Annotated in this window: 19 protein-coding genes and 1 pseudogene; 2 read left to right on the plus strand and 18 right to left on the minus strand. The window is 35.0% G+C overall.

Features of this window, described 5'->3' with window-relative positions:
- Positions 1–27 precede the first annotated feature (27 nt).
- The 5 genes from ICJ85_RS00600 to tpx form a co-directional block, all read right to left on the minus strand.
- Positions 28–1,995, minus strand: coding sequence for an LptF/LptG family permease (locus tag ICJ85_RS00600; RefSeq protein WP_188221830.1), 1,968 nt, complete (start codon positions 1,993–1,995; stop codon positions 28–30).
- Positions 1,996–2,006: 11 nt separating this feature from the next.
- Positions 2,007–2,642: a LolA family protein gene (locus ICJ85_RS00605; RefSeq protein ID WP_188221831.1), complete on the minus strand. Its 636-nt coding sequence runs from the start codon at positions 2,640–2,642 to the stop codon at positions 2,007–2,009.
- A 13-nt stretch (positions 2,643–2,655) separates the two neighbouring features.
- Positions 2,656–5,097, minus strand: coding sequence for a DNA translocase FtsK (locus tag ICJ85_RS00610; protein ID WP_188221832.1), 2,442 nt, complete (start codon positions 5,095–5,097; stop codon positions 2,656–2,658).
- A gap of 64 nt (positions 5,098–5,161) precedes the next feature.
- A complete protein-coding gene (locus tag ICJ85_RS00615) occupies positions 5,162–5,530 on the minus strand; it encodes a diacylglycerol kinase family protein (protein ID WP_188221833.1) in 369 nt (122 codons plus the stop codon).
- 16 nt (positions 5,531–5,546) lie between these two features.
- Entirely contained in the window at positions 5,547–6,047 is a 501-nt protein-coding gene (gene tpx, locus ICJ85_RS00620) for a thiol peroxidase (protein WP_188221834.1), read from the minus strand.
- A 280-nt stretch (positions 6,048–6,327) separates the two neighbouring features.
- On the opposite strand from tpx, the gene katG reads away from it, so the two are divergent.
- Entirely contained in the window at positions 6,328–8,502 is a 2,175-nt protein-coding gene (gene katG / locus ICJ85_RS00625) for a catalase/peroxidase HPI (protein ID WP_188221835.1), read from the plus strand.
- An 86-nt stretch (positions 8,503–8,588) separates the two neighbouring features.
- Here the strand turns inward: katG and ICJ85_RS00630 are convergent, their stop codons facing one another.
- Both ICJ85_RS00630 and ICJ85_RS00635 read right to left on the minus strand, forming a co-directional pair.
- On the minus strand, positions 8,589–8,906 hold the full coding sequence (locus ICJ85_RS00630) for an outer membrane beta-barrel protein (RefSeq protein ID WP_241739462.1): 318 nt from the start codon (positions 8,904–8,906) through the stop codon (positions 8,589–8,591).
- A 555-nt stretch (positions 8,907–9,461) separates the two neighbouring features.
- Positions 9,462–10,583 (minus strand): histidine decarboxylase, encoded by a 1,122-nt coding sequence (locus tag ICJ85_RS00635; protein WP_188221836.1) that lies wholly within the window; start codon positions 10,581–10,583, stop codon positions 9,462–9,464.
- A 183-nt stretch (positions 10,584–10,766) separates the two neighbouring features.
- Here ICJ85_RS00635 and ICJ85_RS00640 point away from each other — a divergent pair, with 183 nt between their 5' ends.
- Complete coding sequence (locus ICJ85_RS00640) at positions 10,767–11,219, plus strand: Lrp/AsnC family transcriptional regulator (protein ID WP_188221837.1); 453 nt, start codon at positions 10,767–10,769, stop codon at positions 11,217–11,219.
- Positions 11,220–11,224: 5 nt separating this feature from the next.
- On the opposite strand, the gene ICJ85_RS00645 is transcribed toward ICJ85_RS00640, so the two are convergent.
- The 11 genes and pseudogenes from ICJ85_RS00645 to ICJ85_RS00690 form a co-directional block, all read right to left on the minus strand.
- Entirely contained in the window at positions 11,225–12,019 is a 795-nt protein-coding gene (locus ICJ85_RS00645; protein WP_188221838.1) for a cation transporter, read from the minus strand.
- An 87-nt stretch (positions 12,020–12,106) separates the two neighbouring features.
- Complete coding sequence (locus ICJ85_RS00650) at positions 12,107–13,126, minus strand: TQO small subunit DoxD (RefSeq protein ID WP_188221839.1); 1,020 nt, start codon at positions 13,124–13,126, stop codon at positions 12,107–12,109.
- 14 nt (positions 13,127–13,140) lie between these two features.
- Positions 13,141–13,563: a sulfur reduction protein DsrE gene (locus ICJ85_RS00655; RefSeq protein WP_188221840.1), complete on the minus strand. Its 423-nt coding sequence runs from the start codon at positions 13,561–13,563 to the stop codon at positions 13,141–13,143.
- A gap of 175 nt (positions 13,564–13,738) precedes the next feature.
- The gene (locus tag ICJ85_RS00660) at positions 13,739–14,113 is read right to left on the minus strand and encodes a hypothetical protein (protein WP_188221841.1); all 375 of its coding nucleotides are present in this window, start codon (positions 14,111–14,113) and stop codon (positions 13,739–13,741) included.
- Positions 14,114–14,177: 64 nt separating this feature from the next.
- Positions 14,178–14,624: an SRPBCC family protein gene (locus ICJ85_RS00665; protein ID WP_188221842.1), complete on the minus strand. Its 447-nt coding sequence runs from the start codon at positions 14,622–14,624 to the stop codon at positions 14,178–14,180.
- A 263-nt stretch (positions 14,625–14,887) separates the two neighbouring features.
- Entirely contained in the window at positions 14,888–16,405 is a 1,518-nt protein-coding gene (locus ICJ85_RS16630) for an outer membrane beta-barrel family protein (protein ID WP_317173036.1), read from the minus strand.
- 318 nt (positions 16,406–16,723) lie between these two features.
- Positions 16,724–17,263: pseudogene (locus tag ICJ85_RS16635) on the minus strand (carboxypeptidase-like regulatory domain-containing protein); the annotation flags it as partial.
- 181 nt (positions 17,264–17,444) lie between these two features.
- The gene (locus ICJ85_RS00675) at positions 17,445–18,263 is read right to left on the minus strand and encodes a helix-turn-helix domain-containing protein (RefSeq protein ID WP_188221843.1); all 819 of its coding nucleotides are present in this window, start codon (positions 18,261–18,263) and stop codon (positions 17,445–17,447) included.
- 196 nt (positions 18,264–18,459) lie between these two features.
- Positions 18,460–18,717: a DUF6952 family protein gene (locus tag ICJ85_RS00680; protein WP_188221844.1), complete on the minus strand. Its 258-nt coding sequence runs from the start codon at positions 18,715–18,717 to the stop codon at positions 18,460–18,462.
- Positions 18,698–19,012, minus strand: coding sequence for a thioredoxin family protein (locus ICJ85_RS00685; protein ID WP_188221845.1), 315 nt, complete (start codon positions 19,010–19,012; stop codon positions 18,698–18,700). Before ICJ85_RS00685 ends, ICJ85_RS00680 begins: the two co-directional genes overlap by 20 nt.
- Before the next feature lie 7 nt (positions 19,013–19,019).
- Entirely contained in the window at positions 19,020–19,661 is a 642-nt protein-coding gene (locus ICJ85_RS00690; protein WP_188221846.1) for a peroxiredoxin, read from the minus strand.
- Positions 19,662–19,694 lie beyond the last annotated feature (33 nt).

The following is a 19,694-nucleotide window of genomic DNA, read 5'->3' on the forward strand; positions in this document are numbered from 1 at the left end:
CTCAGTTATCATGATGCAAAGATATTGCTATTTTAAGGAATTTAAACAATTTTGCTTTAAGTCTTCTTTCATTTTAGAATTCAGAAAAACATATCCAATAAAATAAAGTGGTAAGCTTATAATGATTAGTATAATATGGGGTTTCTTTTCAGTTTTATTAATATGCTTGTAAAACTGATTGATATTTAAAATAGTTTTTAAGTAGTATATAATGTACATCGCAAAAGACACGATACTTAATTGTATAGATGCGGTTGCAACAGAGGGTAACTTATTATTGGCAAAAACAAAGTGTAAAATGAGTAAAATGGCGCCAATCGTGTATAATGTAATCGCAAATGAACTATGATCTTTATAATCTTTATAGATGTCTTCTGAAGTATCAAATGCAGGATCAATTTCTAAACCTTGACTTCGTAAAGATCGGGTTGAATAGCCTCTGAAATTTAGAAGTTTTAAAGCTTCGTAACGTGTGTTTTCATCATGACCCAAAGCTTCATAGTTAGCAATAACATCTAGAATTCTATCGTTTTTATAAGAATGCATAAACGTATAATCTACAGTATCCTTATCCTTTATTTTAAGGGCTTTCTTGATAGGTTCAATTAAATGATCGAATTCAAATAGTCCTTTGTCGGCTGTAGCACGTTTGGTTAAGAAGACACCAAGTGGCAACATAACAAGGGTAGAAAACCAACTAGCCAGTATAGGATTAAAACCGCCGTTTTTAGCACTATTGGTTGCAAAAATTCCAATAAAATGATAGGTTAGGAATAATAAAATGGCAACCACCATTGGTAAGCCAATACCTCCTTTTCTAATTAAAGCTCCTAAGGGGGCGCCAACGAAAAACAAGACAATACAGGCCAGACCTAAGGCAAACTTTTCGTGTAGCGAAATATAATGCCTGTTAATCATTGATTCAGCTGCTTTAATTGGGGTTTCCCTCGAAACTATAAGTTGTTTAGCACTTCCCATAGTTTTCTGAGCCATATCAACAAGTTCAACTTGGCGTTTTAAATCAAGACTATCTAACAGAGGACCTAAATTAACTGAATCTCGTTCTTTAACTTTGGATATTCTATGGTTATTAGCCATAATACTTGTACGCTGAAAAATACTTTTTGAAAACGTTTCGTGGTCATCTTTGCGTTTGATTTCAAGCGAATCTATGGCTTTATTTAAATCGACCACATCCAGCATGCTGTACTTATCGGTTTGCGATTCTTCATCCATATCTACATCATTAATCTGAGAGATATCGATATTTATAGTATAGGTCTCGAATGTACTTTTGGCGAAAGGTTTCTTGTTACGTTTTTTAGGATCTTTTGAATAGATATCACTGTAATAGTTCCCATCCTTTAAAATCAATTTTATAACATTCGAATCTTCTCGACTGGCAAGTTCACCCGTTTTAGAGCGGATAACCGTCGCGTTTTTACGACCATCGTTTCCTTTTATATGAATGGTAACGCTATCTAAATACTGACCACGCTCTCCATGCTTTTTGTCAAACTTTATATTATAAGTTCCAACAGGATTAAATTGTCCTTCAGCTAATACCATAGCAGGTTTTAACTTGGCAATATTTCGACGTAAGTTATACGATTTTAATTCAGCCCACGGAATCACATTATTAGAAAAGAAGAAGGTGGTGATTCCTAAAATAACTATAAAAATACTCAGCCCCGACATGGCGCGTTGTAAGGATATTCCTGTGGATTTCATTGCCGCGAACTCGTAGTTTTCAGCAAAACTTCCAAAAACCATAATAGAGGCTAATAGAATAGTTAAGGGTAATACTAACGGAATTAACTTAGGTGTAAAATAAAACAGAAATTTAAAAATTACTTCTATGTCTAGGTCTTTCCCGGCAAGTTCTTTAATGTATAACCAAATGGTTTGTAATACAAAAATGAGCATGAGTATAATAAACACGCTCAAAAAAGTCTTTAGGTAAGACGTTAGGATATATCGGTCTAGTATTTTCAAGTGTAGGTAGCTTAATCTAGATTGTTGATGTAAAAATCTTTGTATTTATTGGCGTCAAAGGTAAATAAGCTTTTTGATAAAGGCTCGTTTGTTTTAAAAGAATTAACAGTAAGCGTTGTTTTCGTACCGTTTTTGCCAACCTGAATTAGATTATAAATGTGTTTGGTTTGTTTGTCGATACCTAACAAAATATTCTTAATTTCTGAATTTGAATCGATAGGTGTTAACTTCACATATTGAATTTTTCTACCGTTAATGTTTTGTTCAATATCCATAGCATAGGTATAGCCATCTTCATAAAACGATAACATTTTACTAGGGGTAACAGAGTCTTCTTCATTATTACCTTCAGAAGAAACGGTTACTTCTTCATCTTCTAAACTTATACTGTATAGTTTTTTACCATCAAAAAGGCGGGTTACACCTAAGATGTTTAATCTGTATTTTTCACCTTCCATCACCACATCACCTTTTGTTTGTTGCTTGATGTTTTCTGCTGTGTTTTCTAATACATATTTAAAGGTAATAGAAATGTTGTTATAACTTTTAACTTTGGTTGATACCTCATTCAAAAGGCTTTTTGCATTATTTTGGGCAAAAGCACAAACAGATAAAGTTAATAGTAAAACAGTGATAATCTTCTTCATTCTCATTTTTTAATTATTGTATTTCGTTTTCTAAATGGTTATCCAAAGCTGTTAAATCTGGTATTAAAACCTGTCTGGCTTTACTACCTTCAAACGGACCAACAATACCTGCGGCTTCCAATTGATCGATTAAACGCCCCGCTCTGTTGTAACCTAATTTTAATTTTCGTTGTAATAAAGATGCCGACCCTTGTTGTGCTGTAACGATAACAATTGCTGCATCTTTAAAAAGTTTATCTCGATCTGATATGTCTACATCAAGACTTGTGCCACTTTCTTCACCAACAAATTCAGGTAACATATAGGCTTCAGGGTAAGCTTTTTGTGATCCGATAAAGTCGGTTATTCTTTCTACTTCCGGGGTGTCAACAAAAGCACATTGCACACGAATTAAATCATTTCCTTGGGTGTAAAGCATATCTCCACGACCAATAAGCTGATCAGCTCCTGCGCCATCTAAAATAGTTCTGGAGTCAATTTTAGAGGTTACCCTAAAGGCAATACGCGCCGGGAAGTTTGCTTTAATGATACCAGTAATAACGTTAACCGACGGACGTTGGGTTGCGATAATTAAATGGATTCCAATAGCACGTGCCAACTGGGCTAAACGCGCAATAGGAGTTTCTACTTCCTTACCAGCCGTCATAATTAAATCAGCAAACTCATCAACGACCAAAACAATATATGGTAAGAACTGATGCCCGTCATTAGGGTTTAATTTACGCGCTTTAAATTTGGCATTATATTCAGCAATGTTTCTACACATGGCAGACTTAAGCAATTCATAGCGATTGTCCATTTCAATACACAAAGAGTTTAATGTATTAATCACTTTAGTATTGTCTGTAATAATGGCATCTTCACTGTCAGGTAATTTTGCCAGATAGTGTCGCTCTATCTTATTGAATAAAGTCAACTCTACTTTTTTCGGATCGACCAAAACGAATTTTACTTCGGCAGGGTGTTTTTTGTATAATAAGGATGTTAAAACTGCATTTAATCCAACCGATTTACCTTGTCCCGTAGCACCAGCCATAAGCATGTGAGGCATTTTAGCAAGATCGACAACAAAAGTTTCATTGCTAATGGTTTTACCCAAAGCAATTGGTAATTGCATATCGGAACTCTGGAACTTTTTAGAGGCAATAACCGAACGCATCGATACGATGGTTGAATTTTTGTTTGGTACCTCGATACCGATTGTACCTTTCCCTGGAATAGGTGCGATTATACGAATACCTAATGCGGAAAGCGATAGGGCAATATCGTCTTCTAAGTTTTTAATTTTTGAAATACGAATACCAGCCTCAGGGACAATTTCATAAAGCGTAACGGTTGGTCCGATGGTTGCTTTAATATTCGAAATCCCAATATTGTAGTTTTTTAGGGTGTCTACAATTCGGTTTTTATTTTCTTCTAACTCCTCCTGATTGATGGTAATGCCTTCGGAATCGTATTTTTTAAGTAAATCTAGTGTAGGAAATTGGTATTTCGCTAATTCAAGAGTTGGATCGAACTGCCCGAAATCGGCAACCAGTTTATCTGAAAGATTATCGGTTTCCGATTGTTCTTCTGCAACTTGTTCTACTTCTATATCTAAATCTTCTTCAATTTCTTCCTCAGCTATATTGACTTCAAGAGATGTGCTGTTTAAAACTGGTTTTTCTTCAGCTTCAACAGTGTTTAATGTTACACTATCACCAAGAATATCATCATCAATGTTGTCTTCAACAGGTACATTAATACTCTCTTTTTCTTTAATATCGAAAGCCGATTTAAAAGCTTCGGCTTCATCTGTTAGGTTATTGTCTACACCAACAACAATATCTTCGTTGGCGGTTGTAAATTCATCTTTAATATCTTTTTTCGCCGAATAAAATACGTTTGCAAAATTTTGGAACGTTAGTCGGAATCGGATGGCTAAATAAGTAATTACGCCAAATAATAATAAAAGAGATACGCCTATTTTACCAATATAATCCTGTAAATACGAATTAACTTCATAACCAATAGTACCGCCAAGGATATCTGTTTTAGCTCCAAAAAAACCGAAAAAAACCGAAAGCCAAATAATGATTAAGGTGCCCCAAAACCAATGCTTTCTCAATTTGGTTTTATTGCTTTCGGTTAAAATATATACTCCAGATAAGCAACAAAGCCCCGAAAAAATAAATGAAGCAATACCAAAACCACGTTGAATGAATAAATCACTTAGCCACGCACCGGTTTTGCTCAACCAGTTTTTAGGTTTTACCTCTCTGGAAGCGAAATCAGAAAGGGTACTTTGGTCCGCTTCACCAGTAAATAGAAAAGATACAAATGCAATACAAAGTACGATACCGAAAATAACCAAAAAGCTTCCGAAAACCAGTTTTTGTTGGCTTGATAATTGAAAGCTAGGTAGTTTAAATTTTTTATTGGTAGAGGTTTTAGTTTTGGTTTTTTTCTTCGCCATTCATGCACGTTTAGGTTAAAACAAAAATACAAATTACTAACGTTTATCCTAACGATATATTATTTTAAAAAATCTTAGGGAGATATATTATGAATCCTATAATTGAGGCGAAAACAGAAGCTATAAAAACAGCTCCAGCAGCTATATCTTTAATATAACCTATTTTATGATGATGTTCTGGGTGAACAAAGTTGGCAATTTCTTCGATAGCGGTATTAATACCTTCAATACTCATTACTAAACCAATAGCAAACAATTGCAAAATCCATTCGGTAGGAGAGATATTAAAAAAGAATCCTGCTGCACAAACACATAAAGCGATTACAAACTGAATTTTTATACTGGCTTCTTTCTTTAAAAGCAGGACAGCACCTTTAAAAGCATAGCCAACACTTTTTAACCGGTTAATGAAGAAGGATTCTTTTTTTGTCACGTAAATATGTGGGATGTTATTTTAAAGCTTCTAAAGCAGCTTGATAATTAGGCTCATCAACAATTTCAGGTACCTGTTCTGTGTAGACCACATTTCCTGTTTCGTCTAAAACCACAACACATCTGGAGTGTAAAGTTTCTAAAGGACCATCGGTAAAGTCTAAACCGTAAGTTTTACCAAAGCTTCCGTCTTTATAGTCCGATAGGTTAATCACATTATCCAAACCTTCAGCACCACAAAAACGTGCCATAGCAAAAGGTAAATCATGAGAAATACAAAGCACTTTAGTGTTCTCCAGAGTACTAGCTTCTTTGTTAAATGCTCTTACCGAGGCAGCACAAGTTCCTGTATCTACACTAGGGAAAATATTTAAAACCACTTTGCTTCCAGAAAAATCACTTAAGCTAACGGTTTCTAAATCGGTATTAGTTAATTTAAAGTCAGGTGCTTTTGTTCCTGTTTTTGGAAGTTCACCCGAAGTATGTATTGCATTTCCTTTTAACGTTACTGTTGCCATTTTTTTATTGTTTTAAATTTCATTAAAAGTAGTAATTAAATGAGAATAACAAAGAAAAGGGCTTTCGGTTTTACAAATCTTTAACGTCTTTATCGGTTACGGAGTTAACAGGTTGTTATCCAAAATAGAGCAAATCCTAATATTATTTGGTGTTGCGAATCCTTCAATAAATTTTATCGATTATTAAATAGTTAATAGAAATATAGATTTATGGTTTTCTAATTACTATTTCTTAACTTTAAGGGAAAGAAATAACCTATAAAATTTTAAATCTCAAAATATGGAAGGAAATTCAAATTCATCCGGCGGAAAATGTCCGTTTATGCACGGCGCAAACACCGAAACAAATCAATCGGTAATGGATTGGTGGCCTAATGCTTTAAACTTAGACATTTTAAGTCAGCATGATACTAAAGTTAATCCTTTGGGAGAACAATTTAACTATCAGGAAGCCCTAAAATCATTAGATGTTGAGGCTTTAAAGAAAGATGTAACCGATTTAATGACCGATTCTCAAGATTGGTGGCCTGCCGATTGGGGGCACTATGGTGGATTAATGATTCGTATGGCATGGCATGCTGCCGGGTCTTACCGAATCTCTGATGGTAGAGGTGGAGGAGGAACGGGGAATCAGCGTTTCGCTCCGCTTAATTCCTGGCCTGATAATGTGAGTTTAGATAAGGCCAGACGTTTACTTTGGCCAATCAAGAAAAAATATGGAAATAAAGTTAGTTGGGCAGATTTAATCATATTGGCAGGAACCATTGCTTATGAAAGTATGGGATTAAAAACCTACGGATTTGCGTTTGGTCGCGAAGATATCTGGGCACCTGAAAAAGATACCTATTGGGGAGCAGAAAAGGAATGGTTAGCACCTAGTGATGGTCGTTATGATGACGTTTCTAAACCAGAAACCATGGAAAATCCATTAGCTGCTGTACAAATGGGATTAATCTATGTGAACCCGGAAGGAGTTAACGGAAATCCAGATCCATTAAAAACTGGTGCGCAAGTGCGTGAGACCTTTAAGCGTATGGCCATGAATGATGAAGAGACAGTAGCACTAACTGCCGGGGGGCATACCGTTGGTAAAACACACGGTAATGGTGATGCCAGTATTTTGGGGCCGGATCCAGAATCAGCTGCAGTTGAAGAACAAGGTTTCGGATGGTCTAACCCAACGCGATCAGGTGTAGGGAAAGACACGGTAACCAGTGGACTTGAAGGAGCATGGACAACTTATCCTACCAAATGGGATAACGGCTATTTTGAAATGTTATTTAATCATGAATGGGAATTAAGAAAAAGTCCTGCAGGAGCGCACCAATGGGAGCCTGTGAGTATTAAGGAAGAAGATATGCCTGTGGATGTTGAAGATATGACAACCAGACATAACCCAATGATGACTGATGCCGATATGGCCATGCGTGTAGATCCAATTTACAAGGAAATTTCATTAAAGTTTAAAGATGATTTCGATGCCTTTTCAGATGCTTTTGCAAGGGCATGGTTTAAGCTAACACATCGCGATATGGGACCAAAAGATCGTTGGTTTGGTCCAGATGTACCTAGCGAAGATTTAATCTGGCAAGACCCTGTTCCAAAAGGAAAATCAGATTATGATGTGGATGCAGTAAAGTCTAAAATAGCGGATTCTGGTTTAACTATTTCAGAGTTGGTTTCAACAGCTTGGGATAGTGCCAGGACGTTTAGAGGTTCAGATTTTAGAGGAGGCGCAAATGGCGCACGTATTCGTTTGGCACCACAAAAGGACTGGGCAGGTAATGAACCTGAAAAGTTATCAAAAGTACTTTCTGTTTTAGAGCCTATAGCTTCTGAATTTGGTATTAGCATTGCCGATACTATTGTTTTAGCTGGTAATGTGGGTGTTGAAAAAGCAATAAAGAATGCAGGAATGAGTGTTACTGTTCCTTTTGCTCCGGGACGTGGCGATGCTTCACAAGAAATGACAGATGTCGATTCTTTTGCGCCGCTTGAACCATTAGCAGATGGATTTAGAAACTGGCAGAAGAAAGATTATGTGGTTAGTCCAGAAGAAATGTTGTTAGATCGCGCTCAGTTAATGGGACTAACGGCGCCTGAAATGACTGTTTTAATTGGAGGTATGCGTGCGATGGGAACCAACTATGGCGGAACTAAACACGGAGTGTTCACTAATAATGTAGGTGCTTTAACGAACGATTTCTTTGTGAATCTAACTGATATGGCCTATAAATGGAAACCTGTGGATAATGGAGTTTACGAAATTGTAGATCGTAAGTCAGGTGCTGTAAAATGGACGGCAACTCGCATTGACCTAGTTTTCGGTTCAAATTCCATATTAAGATCTTATGCTGAAGTATATGCTCAGGATGACAGCAAAGAGAAGTTTGTAAATGATTTTGTGAATGTCTGGGTGAAAGTTATGAATGCCGATCGTTTTGATTTGGCATAGTTGAATCACACTTTCTAAATGTAAATAGAAAATCCACTTTCATCGAAAGTGGATTTTTGTTTTTTATATAGTTTTGGTTAATTTTTTTAAATATTAAAGCTATAATTAAAAATTAGATTTAAAGAATTAGATTTTGTGTCATCAAAATTTGGATTACTACCATTATCCATATCTGTAATCCTGAAATTTTCTCTTATTTCTAAAGAGATGTAATCGTTATTATTCATTTTAAATCCATATCCAAAACCCAAAACAAGATTATAACTTGCTTTTCTAAAGTTATTATTAAAATCTAAATCACTTTCGCTACCGTCATCAATATTTTTAATATTCAATAAATAATCTAACGAAGATCCTCCACTAAAGAAGAAATCATAGCTAAAACCAAAATGATACTTAAACATGATAGGAATAGAAATACTCTCAATTCTGGTTTTAAATTTAAACTTTTCGGCAGGTTTAGGAGTTTCACCAATAGGTGTTCCTATTACAGTATAAGAATTTTTTTAGTAATAGAAAAAAGAAGATTTTCTGTCATAATTAATGTTTAGTGCAAGTGACATATTATTTTTTAATTTATATCCAGACGACAAGCCAACCAATAAATCGATGTTATATTTATACTTTTTGAAAAAGTAAGTACTTGTAAATTTGGAATGTGTCACTCCAGAGTTAAGTCCGATAGAAAATTTTTCCTGACTATTCGAGTAATAAAAAAAAGTGAAAAAAACTAAGGTTAGAAGTTTGTTCTTCATTAAATTTTGAGGCGTTTAAGCTTAAGTTTTTTTGATTAACACTATTTCATGTGTTTGTGTGATAAAAAAGTTACAATTATATGAATAAATAGAAGGGAATTCCTAATTTTTTTCTGTTTAGATAAACAAAAAAGAGTCTCCTAATAACAAAAGGAAACTCTTTTTTTATGAGATAATTTAGCTTGGCTCTTGGTTTACATAAGGTTACACTAAAACAGGTTCGGTTTTCTTTTCCCTAATTAAATCTTCAACAAACGCATCAATATGCTGTTTAGTAACGTTAGGCATGCAAATGAGATGGGTTACATCGTCTTCAGTGGCTAATTGCCATTTGTCCTTGAGGGCTTCTGAAGTTTTTGGTAATACCACTGTAATCGACCCGCCGTTACTCCAGGCTTTAATACCGTGTTCGCACAATCTGGTCTTACAATATTCAGCGACTTCTAAGCTATGCTTGTAACGTGCTTTTAATCCGTCGACTCCCATATGTTTAATGGCATACCACAGGAATAAAACACTATGTCCATTTCTTGAGCCAGTAATAGTGGTATCTAAAGAGCCGATATAACTTACGCCTTTTGAGACACGATCTCTAAGTGAACGTTTGGTGATAACTACACCACACGGAATAGGAGAGCCAATAAATTTATGACCGCTTATTGAAATACTATCGGCGCCATCGGTAATATCATAAGGAATTCTGTCATTTAAAAATGCACCGTAAGTTCCAGATAATGCACCATCGCAGTGAATATAATGATCTTGAATGGCTAATTTTCTTAAAATGCCTTTTATTTTAGAAATATCATCTTTAGCCTCTTTCATTGTGGTTCCAAAATTCGATAAGATGATAGCTGGTTTATGTCGATTATACTGAAGCGTGTTCTGTAAATCTTCATAATCTATTTCACCATTTTCCTGCGAACGAATTACAATACCTGGAATGTTAAGTAAATGGATATTTTTCTTAACGCTGTAATGTGTTGATTCAGAATAGTAGACCATAGCTTTTGGGTACAACTCACGAGCAATGTATAATCCATAAAGGTTACTTTCCGAACCTCCATTGGTAATATAACCCCAATAATCATTAGCGTTAGCTCTGAATAAATCAGCAAAAAACTCGATAACCTCACGTTCCATCTCATGGGTTTGTACTTTATAAGTGCTATTAATAAAGGGGTCGCCCACATTGTTTATCGGGTATTTTAAGAATTCGAATAATGGTGCATAATCAAAGTCTTTGGAAATGGGATATCCTAAAAACAAGTTGCTGGCTTTTTTTATGTTTTTTAAAGTGTGTTGTAGTTGGGCTTGTATATTCATGTGTTATGATGTCTTTGTTTTGTTTATTTTTAAAGAATTTAAACACTTCAAAATTAAATTTTATAATTATATATTTTTGTTAATGTAATTTATTTAGAAAATAAATCTTTATATGTTATTTTTGTAGACGGTTTGTATTGATTTGGTGTAAAGCATTGATGAAATTTAGAAATATAATCTACAATGGATAAAATAGATAAAAGCATACTGAAACAACTTCAGATTAACGCGAAGCAAAATATTAAGGAAATTGCAGGTAAAGTTGGACTAAGTGTAACACCTACTTATGAGCGCGTAAAGAAGTTGGAGCAGGCTAAGATTATTAAATCTTATGTAGCCCTACTGGATAGAGAGGTAATAGGGAAGAAGTTTGTAGCGTATTGTCAGATTACGTTAATCAGACATCATAAGGGTTTGATAAATGATTTTAAAACATACACCCTAAATTTTCCTGAGATTATGGAATGCCATCACATCTCGGGAAATTTCGACTTTTTATTAAAGATTGTCGTTGATGATATCACCCAATATCAACAATTTATTACAGACAAGTTGTCGCTGTTAGATAGTATATCGACCATTAACAGTTCGTTTGTTATGGAGTCGGTTAAAGATACTACCGTTTACGAATTGTAGAGGGGTTATTTACTTAGTTTTAAAATTCTGAAGGCGCCTTGAACTACTAAAATAAAAACTATAGTACCAATAATTAAATCGGGTTTACTTGAATGCAACCAATTTACTAAAAGTCCCGCTACAATAACTCCAAGGTTAATGATAACATCGTTAGATGTAAAAATCATACTGGCCTTCATGTGAACTTCTTCTTTACTTTTCGATTTTTGTAAAATATAAAGGCATATACCATTTGCGATAAGCGCAAAAAATGACACTGTAATCATAGTCGAGAAATTTGGGAGTTGTTCTGCTCCAAAAAATCGTCGAAGGACTTCTATAAAGCCAATTAAGGCAAGGGTAATCTGAAAATAACCTGCAATTTTAGCAATGCGTTTTTTTCTAATGATGGTACCTCCAACAGCAAATAAACTAATGCCGTAAACAAAACTATCAGCGAGCATATCTAAACTGTCAGCAACTAGGCCCATGGATTTTGAAAATATGCCGGTCGTCATTTCAATAAGAAAGAATCCGAAATTAATGGCAAGAACTGCCCATAGAAGTTTTTTTTGGTTGCTTTGCTCTTCAAAATGAACTTCCTCTGTTATTTCTGATGACAATCTCTGACTTCCTAAATTTAGCTCCTTTAAGGCTGAATCGATGGCTTCTGGTGATTCTGAGTGAAAAACAAATAATTTTCGGTTGGGTATATCGAAATCTAAATGGTTTATATTGCTAAGACCTTCCAGTTTCATTCTAATCAGGTTTTCTTCAGAAGGGCAATCCATTTTAGTAATTTCAAAAGTGGTTTTGTTCATCTTAAAAAGTTCGGTTTTCAATACTAGTAACAAATTTAAATAAAACGGTTTAGATCTATTGTCTAAACCGTTTTGAACTTATGATCTTTAAGGAATAACGATGTTATGTTCCCAATAAAGTCCACTAATATCGGTGATTTTTAGCGTGTATTTGCCTTTAGACAGGTGTGTTAAATCCGGACTTTTAAACGTTAATTTAGCTTTGGCTCCCAAAGGAATAACCAAACTATGCATTCCGGGTTCAATTTTGGTAATGTAATAGTTTCGAATGTTTTCGTTTGATAATGCAGACAAATCATCTTGATTGTATTTCAAAACACGTTGATCTTTATCGTTAAACAACTCAATTGCAATAGTCCATGAACCATAAACATCGACACCTTCCGTTCTAAAAACATCAAACGAAAGTGTGTTATTTTGTATTGTTCCGTTGGTAATCTCTAGTTTTGGTTTTACAGATTTGTTATGAAGTGTACCCCATAAACCACCGTGAAATATTTGATTGGTTGATAGCGTAATTCCTAGAATAACTAAAGAACCAATCAAAACCAATTTAGAAAACCTATGGGTTTTGATTGGCAACTCACCGGAGCCTAGCCATCTAAACCAATTCTTTGTTGTAAAGGTGTATTTCCTTTTGGAGAAATAATTATCTAGAGAATACGTACTACTACCACTTAAGAATAGAACAAATCCGATAGCGATACCAAGTACGCCAATTTGCCATTCATCTAAACATGTCGTGCCAATCCAGCCAGATCCTAAAAGTATACCCATGGCTAAGCCAAAAACTCCAATACTTGATAAGCGCGTAAAGAAGCCCAACATAATAAAAAGGCCGACAACCCCTTCAATAATGGTAAATAAAACCATGTTCCACCAAAGGATATCTGGGTTTTCAACCATATATTGAATTAGCGGTTTTATACCTAAAGCATTTGGGAGAAAGTGATTAAACTTTTCACCGATATAACTGGCGGTGTCCGGATCTAATTTATTAGTTAAAATAGTACGTCTCCAGAAAGCCGAAAAATAGGTCCAACCAACAACCAGCCTTAAAGCAAGTGTTAAAAGTCCTGCATCGTTTTTTATTTTATATGTATTCATTTTAAGTGTGGTTATTAAATGGTTAGAGTTATAAATCCTTGTTTTTTCATCTGTAATGCGTAGAGTATACCATTGTCAATAACCTTGATGTTTTCTGGTAGATTATCAGGGGTAACGTTAAATTTCTTCAGACTCAGGCCACAAACAAATATTTTAATAGGTGCTGATTTACTATCCTCAAGAAGTTGGTTAAAGAAGGCACTGCCAGGGATATCCCGAACCGTTTTTCCGCAGAACACGACATGTAATTCACCATGATTTTTTGGGTCTTCTTCAGCTAAAGCATGAGCCGTAATAGTTATGGGTTTAAGTTGTTGAATGTTTTTAGAAAGAATGAAGTAATTATGCTTTTCAGGGTTAACGTGCTGTGCATGTAATGTTATTGTGCTCAACAACACCAAGCCCAAAATTGTAATGTAATGTATTGGGGTTTTCATAATGTTTAAATGTTAAATATTAAATACAACAAAGCCTTTTAATCAAGTAATACGCGCGGAAGTTTACTGCCATTTTTACCTGATTGTAAACGATATTAGAGTTGTATTTTGAAAAATTGTTATAATGCTATTTCAGTGAATGAATAACAAAATGTAAGAAGTAGCGGTGCTGTTATTACAGGTAGTCTTTAAAATTCTGGTATAGAATGTAAAAGGGTATTGACGAAACTGTATGGGCGCCATAGCTTTCAGGAAGCAAACAAGATCGCTTAACCGCTAAAGTATTAAACGAAAAATCAAGATAATTTAGAACACCAAAAACATTTGAAACTGTATTATTTTCAAGGTCTAAGTGTTTTAATGAAAGTTCGAAATCACTACAGCTTTCACTAAAAGTGGTTTTATTCTTATTAGAGATTTCAGTCTGAGGAACCCCTAATTCATCTTGAATGAAGTTTCTAACCTTGCACGGTGAAAGCACCAATGCCAGGGTTAGCCCCAGTAATGCAAGTGCTTTAGATATGGTTTTTAGGTTAGATTTTTCGAGCATAAAAACAAATATATAAAAAGCATTAGGCTTACTATGTTATAGTTTTCTTAATAAATACTAAGAATTAATCGGGAATATTGGGTTCCACCAATTTGGTAAGTTTATCTAAAGATTCCTGCCAGCCCAGATAGCACATCTCTAAAGGAATGACTTCAGGAATATTTTCCTGTGTGATTTTTAATTCTGTACCGCAGGATACTTCTTTAATCCAAACACTGGTAATCATGACATTTGGCAAGTTAGGATCATCAAAACCATCGGTATGTTTTATAAAACTATTAGGTTCCAGTTCAAGAAATTCACCACCAAAAGAATGACTATTACCTGTTGTGAAATTTGTAAACGACATTTTGTATTTACCACCCACAGTAGCATCAAACTCATGTACGGTACATAAAAAACCATACGGCGGACTCCATGCTGCCAAAGCATTGGGTTCGGTAAAGGCTCTAAAAATTTTTTCGGGAGTGCTTTTAAGAATTCGGTGAAGTGTGACTTTGTTTGCTGCCATGATGAAAGAGAATTAAAAAATCGTATTCTTCTTAAAAATAGTAAAAATTTTAGTTTTTATAATTAGTTAGTTCAGCTAGGTGTTTTAGGGGTTTCCTTCGAGTCATGTTCGATATTCCTTCGGGATTTCTTCGGTAAAAGCTAGTATTTACGAAGAAAACTCGAACAAATCCCGAAGGAATATCGAATGAAACCCAAAATAAAACGCCACAATTCAATAAAGAATCGTGGCGTTTTAATAAAGTTTTTGAGGATTATACTCTGTTAAAACTCGCGTTTACCGAATTCACTTTCTATAAATTTCGATTTGTTTTTTCCGTTTTTAAAGGTGTATGATAAGTTGATAAATACCATGTCTACCTCGTAAATGTAGTTGGTTGTGGTATAAAATTCACCTGGTCTGTACGTAGTTATACGCTGCTCGTTAGTGCTTAATAATCCCATATCTATATTCTGCCATTGCAGGGTAGCAGTTAGGGCATCATTAAAAAATGATTTTTGAAAGGTTAAATTCGGAGAATAAAACCTGGAGTCTTCACCTTGTGCTGTAACACGTTCAGACAGATAGTTAAATGTAAATTGTAGTGATGCATTTTGCCAGAACGTATAGGTAGAATTCAGGTTGACGGAGTACTGAGTGGATTCAGAATCTACAGGTCTGTTATCAAAACGACCATCAATAGCGTAATTATAAATATTGGCACCTATAAAATTAGTCCAGTTTTTAGTAGGTTTTAGTTCAGCGCCTAATTCAATTCCGATAGCTTTCGCTTTTCCTACGTTAGAGTATATACGATTTAAAATAGTATCGTTATAGATGGTATTTACGCGATTCACCAGGTTTTGTGTGTTTCTGTAATAAGCCGTAGCAAAAACAGTGTTACCACCTTTTATTTTTTTGTTAATGCCTAATTCAACTAAATCAATAAATTCTGGTTTTAATTCCGGGTCTCCCTGCTCTAAAGTTTCAGAGTGTTCGCGTTCGGGAAACGGATTCATTTTAAAAGTCGTGGTACGTTCTACACGCTTACTATAGGCAGCTTTAATGTTGGTTTTGTCGTTTATAGCGTATTGAATTGATGCGGAAGGGTACAACTTGGTAAAGTCGTAATTATAGGTGTCATCAATGGTGTTGGCTTTATCTTTTAAAGTTAAAACACGATCCATAACTTCTAATCGAGCACCTGCCGAATAATCCCAGTTGCCTTTTTTACCAGATATCTGTGAATAAAACGAATTGATGTTACGGGTTAAATTTACCTCACTTGAAAATTCTGGTACCAAGGTGAAATCATCATTAAAATCGGTGCGGCGTTCATAAATAAAATCTCCGGTATGGTCCAGATTACGGTATTGATAACCAACCTCTAGTTGTCCGAAATCGAAAGGTTTAAAACTATAGTCTATTTGCGCACGAATACCGTGTAACGGGTTGTCGTTGGTGTTGTATTCATCTTGGTATAGCACCGAAGTATCAGGATATCCCAAATTCTGATTTACGGTTGGACCTCCTAAAAGTGTGTATTCGTATAAAACAGAGGTTGATAATTTAGAGGTGTTTTTAAATGTGTGATCGTAGTCAAAACTTCCTAAAGCGAAATCACTTGTACGATTTCTTAAATTGTGATTGTAATATTGGAAGGTATACAGTCGGTTATCACTGTCAGCAGGTGATACCGCATGGTTATCGTAGTACACAATATCGGCTAGTCGGTCTTTATCACGTTTACCGGCAAAAACACCCAACGAGAATGTATTTGTTGTATCCGGCGTGTACTCCACAGTAAAACGTCCGCTGTAATTAATTTCATCAAAACTGCGTTCTCCTGTAGATGGAAACTGTGTTTTTTCATCATTAATAATCGTATATACATCACCTTCACGACGACCACCTAAGTCGTTTCGTTGATAGCTCGCCCCTAATGAGACGTTCCAGAAATCGTTTCTAAGGTTATACGTCGCATCTACGCCGTAACGCTGGTGTGCTTTATCGTTATCATACGTTTCAATAGAAGGAAGTCCGCCTTTTACATTAATTTGACCGAAAGCACCATTGGCAGCACCTTTTTTGGTAATGATGTTAAGTAAACCAGCTTTTCCTTCGGGATCGTATTTTGCTGAAGGCGCAGTAATAACTTCTACACGTTCTATAGCATTGGCAGGTAGTTGAGCAATTAAGGCATTGGCATTACCCTGTACAGGTTTGCCATTTAATAAGACAACAAAACCTGAAGATCCACGAACACTAATGTCTCCCTGACCATCTATACTTACCGATGGCAGGTTACGAATCACATCAATTCCTGAACCTCCTTGAGCGCTTTTAAATTCGTTTGCATTAAATACTTGTCGGTCAATTTTATTGGTTACGGTAGCTTGTTTACTCTTTACAACTACTTCATTTAAGGTGTTTCCTAAAGCTAATTGTATATCACCTAAATCGATAGTTTGGTTTGTATGCTGAAGCGTGATACCGTTAACCGGTTTTGTTTCGTAGCCAATAAAAGAAGCTTTTAAATAATACTCTCCTTTTCTAAGGTTTTTAATTTCGAAGTAACCATTGGTATCTGTTACCACACCAGTAACCATTTCATTGTTATTCTGACTATAGATTACCGCCGTGGCGTATTCTAAAGGCGAGTTGGTTTCATCCTAGATTCGGCCAGTTATTTGAGAAAAGCCAAATTGGTAAGCGAAAAAGAAGGTTAATAGGAATAAAAAGGTATTCGGTTTAAGCATAAATTTAGGTTTGAATTAAGCAGTGCAAGCTACATTATTAAAGAGATTGATTTTGGTCTAAATGAAAAATTAATGGTACATATTAAACAAGAACCTCTTGTTTTCTGAATTGAAGCGGGGTTAAACTTGTATGTCTTTTAAAAAATTTGGTAAAGTTAGATGTGTCTTTAAACTCCAGACTGTAGGCAATATCACTAATGTTTTTTGAAGTATATAATAACTGCCGTTTAATCTCTTTAATTAAATGCTCTGCAATAATATCAGAAGCAGACTTTTGATAGGCTTTTTGGCAGATATTATTAAGGTTTTGGGCACTGGTATTAAGTGCTTCAGCATAATATCCCACATTGTTTCGTAAGGTTTCAGAAAGCAATTGAATGAATTTTGTTTCAATACCATCTGCAGCAGTCTTTACATGTTGATTTGTATAGGACAGGAGTTTCGAAAACAAAGCTTTTAGTCCGCCTTCAATCACATCGTTTTCAGGGGCTTGGTTTTTCATCTCTAAGCATAAGACCTGAAATAACGCATCAATAATAGGGTTTTGAGGTAGAGATATGGCATCAAAAGACGATAGTTTGCTTAGCAACAAAGGAATAGAGGCATCTAAAACAGTTTCTAAAAACCGTTCTTTTATGATGATAACATAACCTTTAGGTATGGTGTTGATATGCCAATGGTGTACCTGGTTTTGATGGATTAGAAAGGCCACTGGTGGTTGAATTTTGAAAGGCGTCGTGTCGAGATAATGAAACCCGCTACCTTCAGTAAAATATACGAGTTCTAAATATTTGTTATGCCTGTGAGGTTTTGTGTAGCGTTTATTGACATCGAAAACTTCAATTTTCAAAAAATCGGATGCTGGTATTTTGTCTTTTATGCGAATATCTGTAGTCTGCAAATCACATGTATTTGAAGTGCAAATTTAACAGGAATCAGGAGTAGGATGGAGGTTTTTTTAGTCAATTATGGTTTAATAATTGTCTTTCGGGGTTATAACATATAAAAAAGCCACAATTCAATAAAGAATCATGACTTTTTTTAGTACTAAATAATTTCTATGCTACTCGATGATCGAGCTAGAAATGTGATAAAGTTTATTTATCAATTGAACCTAAAACGCGACCCATAAAGTTATTCAGGGCTTCTTTTTTAGGTGTACCGTCCTTAATCATTTTATTAACCTCAACAGCACCATACATATTAGAGATTAATTCTCCAATAACATCTAACTCTTCATCTTTCAACGAAGGAACTTCGGTTAACGCCTCAAGGGTCTCGATGGTTTCGATTACGAAATCTTCATCATTTTCCTCAATAAATTGCGTTAAATGCTTAATTACTGGTAACTTCATTTACTAGATCTTTTAAAACATCGAATTTGTTTGTTTGAACTTGATTAACAAAAGCTCCACCTTTGAAAGTTGCAAATGTAGGTAAGTTATCTACTGTTGCTAATTTTCTAGACTCAGGAAACTTTTCGGCATCAGCCATAACAAACGTAACGTTTTCGTTTTCTGTTGCTAATTTTTTGAATTTAGGTTTCATAATGCGGCAGTTACCACACCATGTTGCAGAAAACTGAACAACTACAGTATCGTTTTGCGATACAAGTTCTGTTAAATTATCTTGTTCTAATTCTTTAATCATGGGTAGATTAGTTTAATTGAGCTAAGTACTCAGCAGTTCCTTTAGCGTTAGCTTGCATTGCATCTTTACCTTCTTCCCAGTTTGCAGGACAAACTTCACCTTTTTCTTGTACGTGAGTTAAAGCATCGATTAAACGTAAGTATTCGTTAACGTTTCTTCCTAATGGCATGTTGTTGATGCTCTCGTGTTGTACTAATCCGTCTTCATCGATTAGGTAAGTAGCTCTGTAAGTTACGTTATCACCTTCAACTTGAACAGTACCGGTTTCTTCGTCGTAAGTTTCTTTAGTGATATCTAAAATACCTAAAATACTAGATAAGTTTCTGTTGCTATCTGCTAATAATGGGTAAGTAACACCTTCGATACCACCGTTATTTTTAGCTGTGCTTAACCAAGCAAAGTGTACTTCAGGAGTATCACAAGACGCACCAATTACAATTGTGTTACGTTTTTCGAACTCACCTAAAGCTGCTTGAAAAGCATGTAATTCTGTAGGACATACAAAAGTAAAATCTTTTGGGTACCAGAATAAAAGTACTTTTTTCTTGTTGTTAATCGCTTCTTCTAGAACGTTTACTTTAAAAGTATCGCCTAAATCGTTCATTGCGTCAACATTTAAATTTGGGAATTTTTTTCCTACTAATGCCATGTGTTTTTTATTTATAGGTTATTAATTTTAACA

It is taken from the genome of Aestuariibaculum marinum (assembly GCF_014596975.1).
GTDB lineage: Bacteria > Bacteroidota > Bacteroidia > Flavobacteriales > Flavobacteriaceae > Aestuariibaculum > Aestuariibaculum marinum.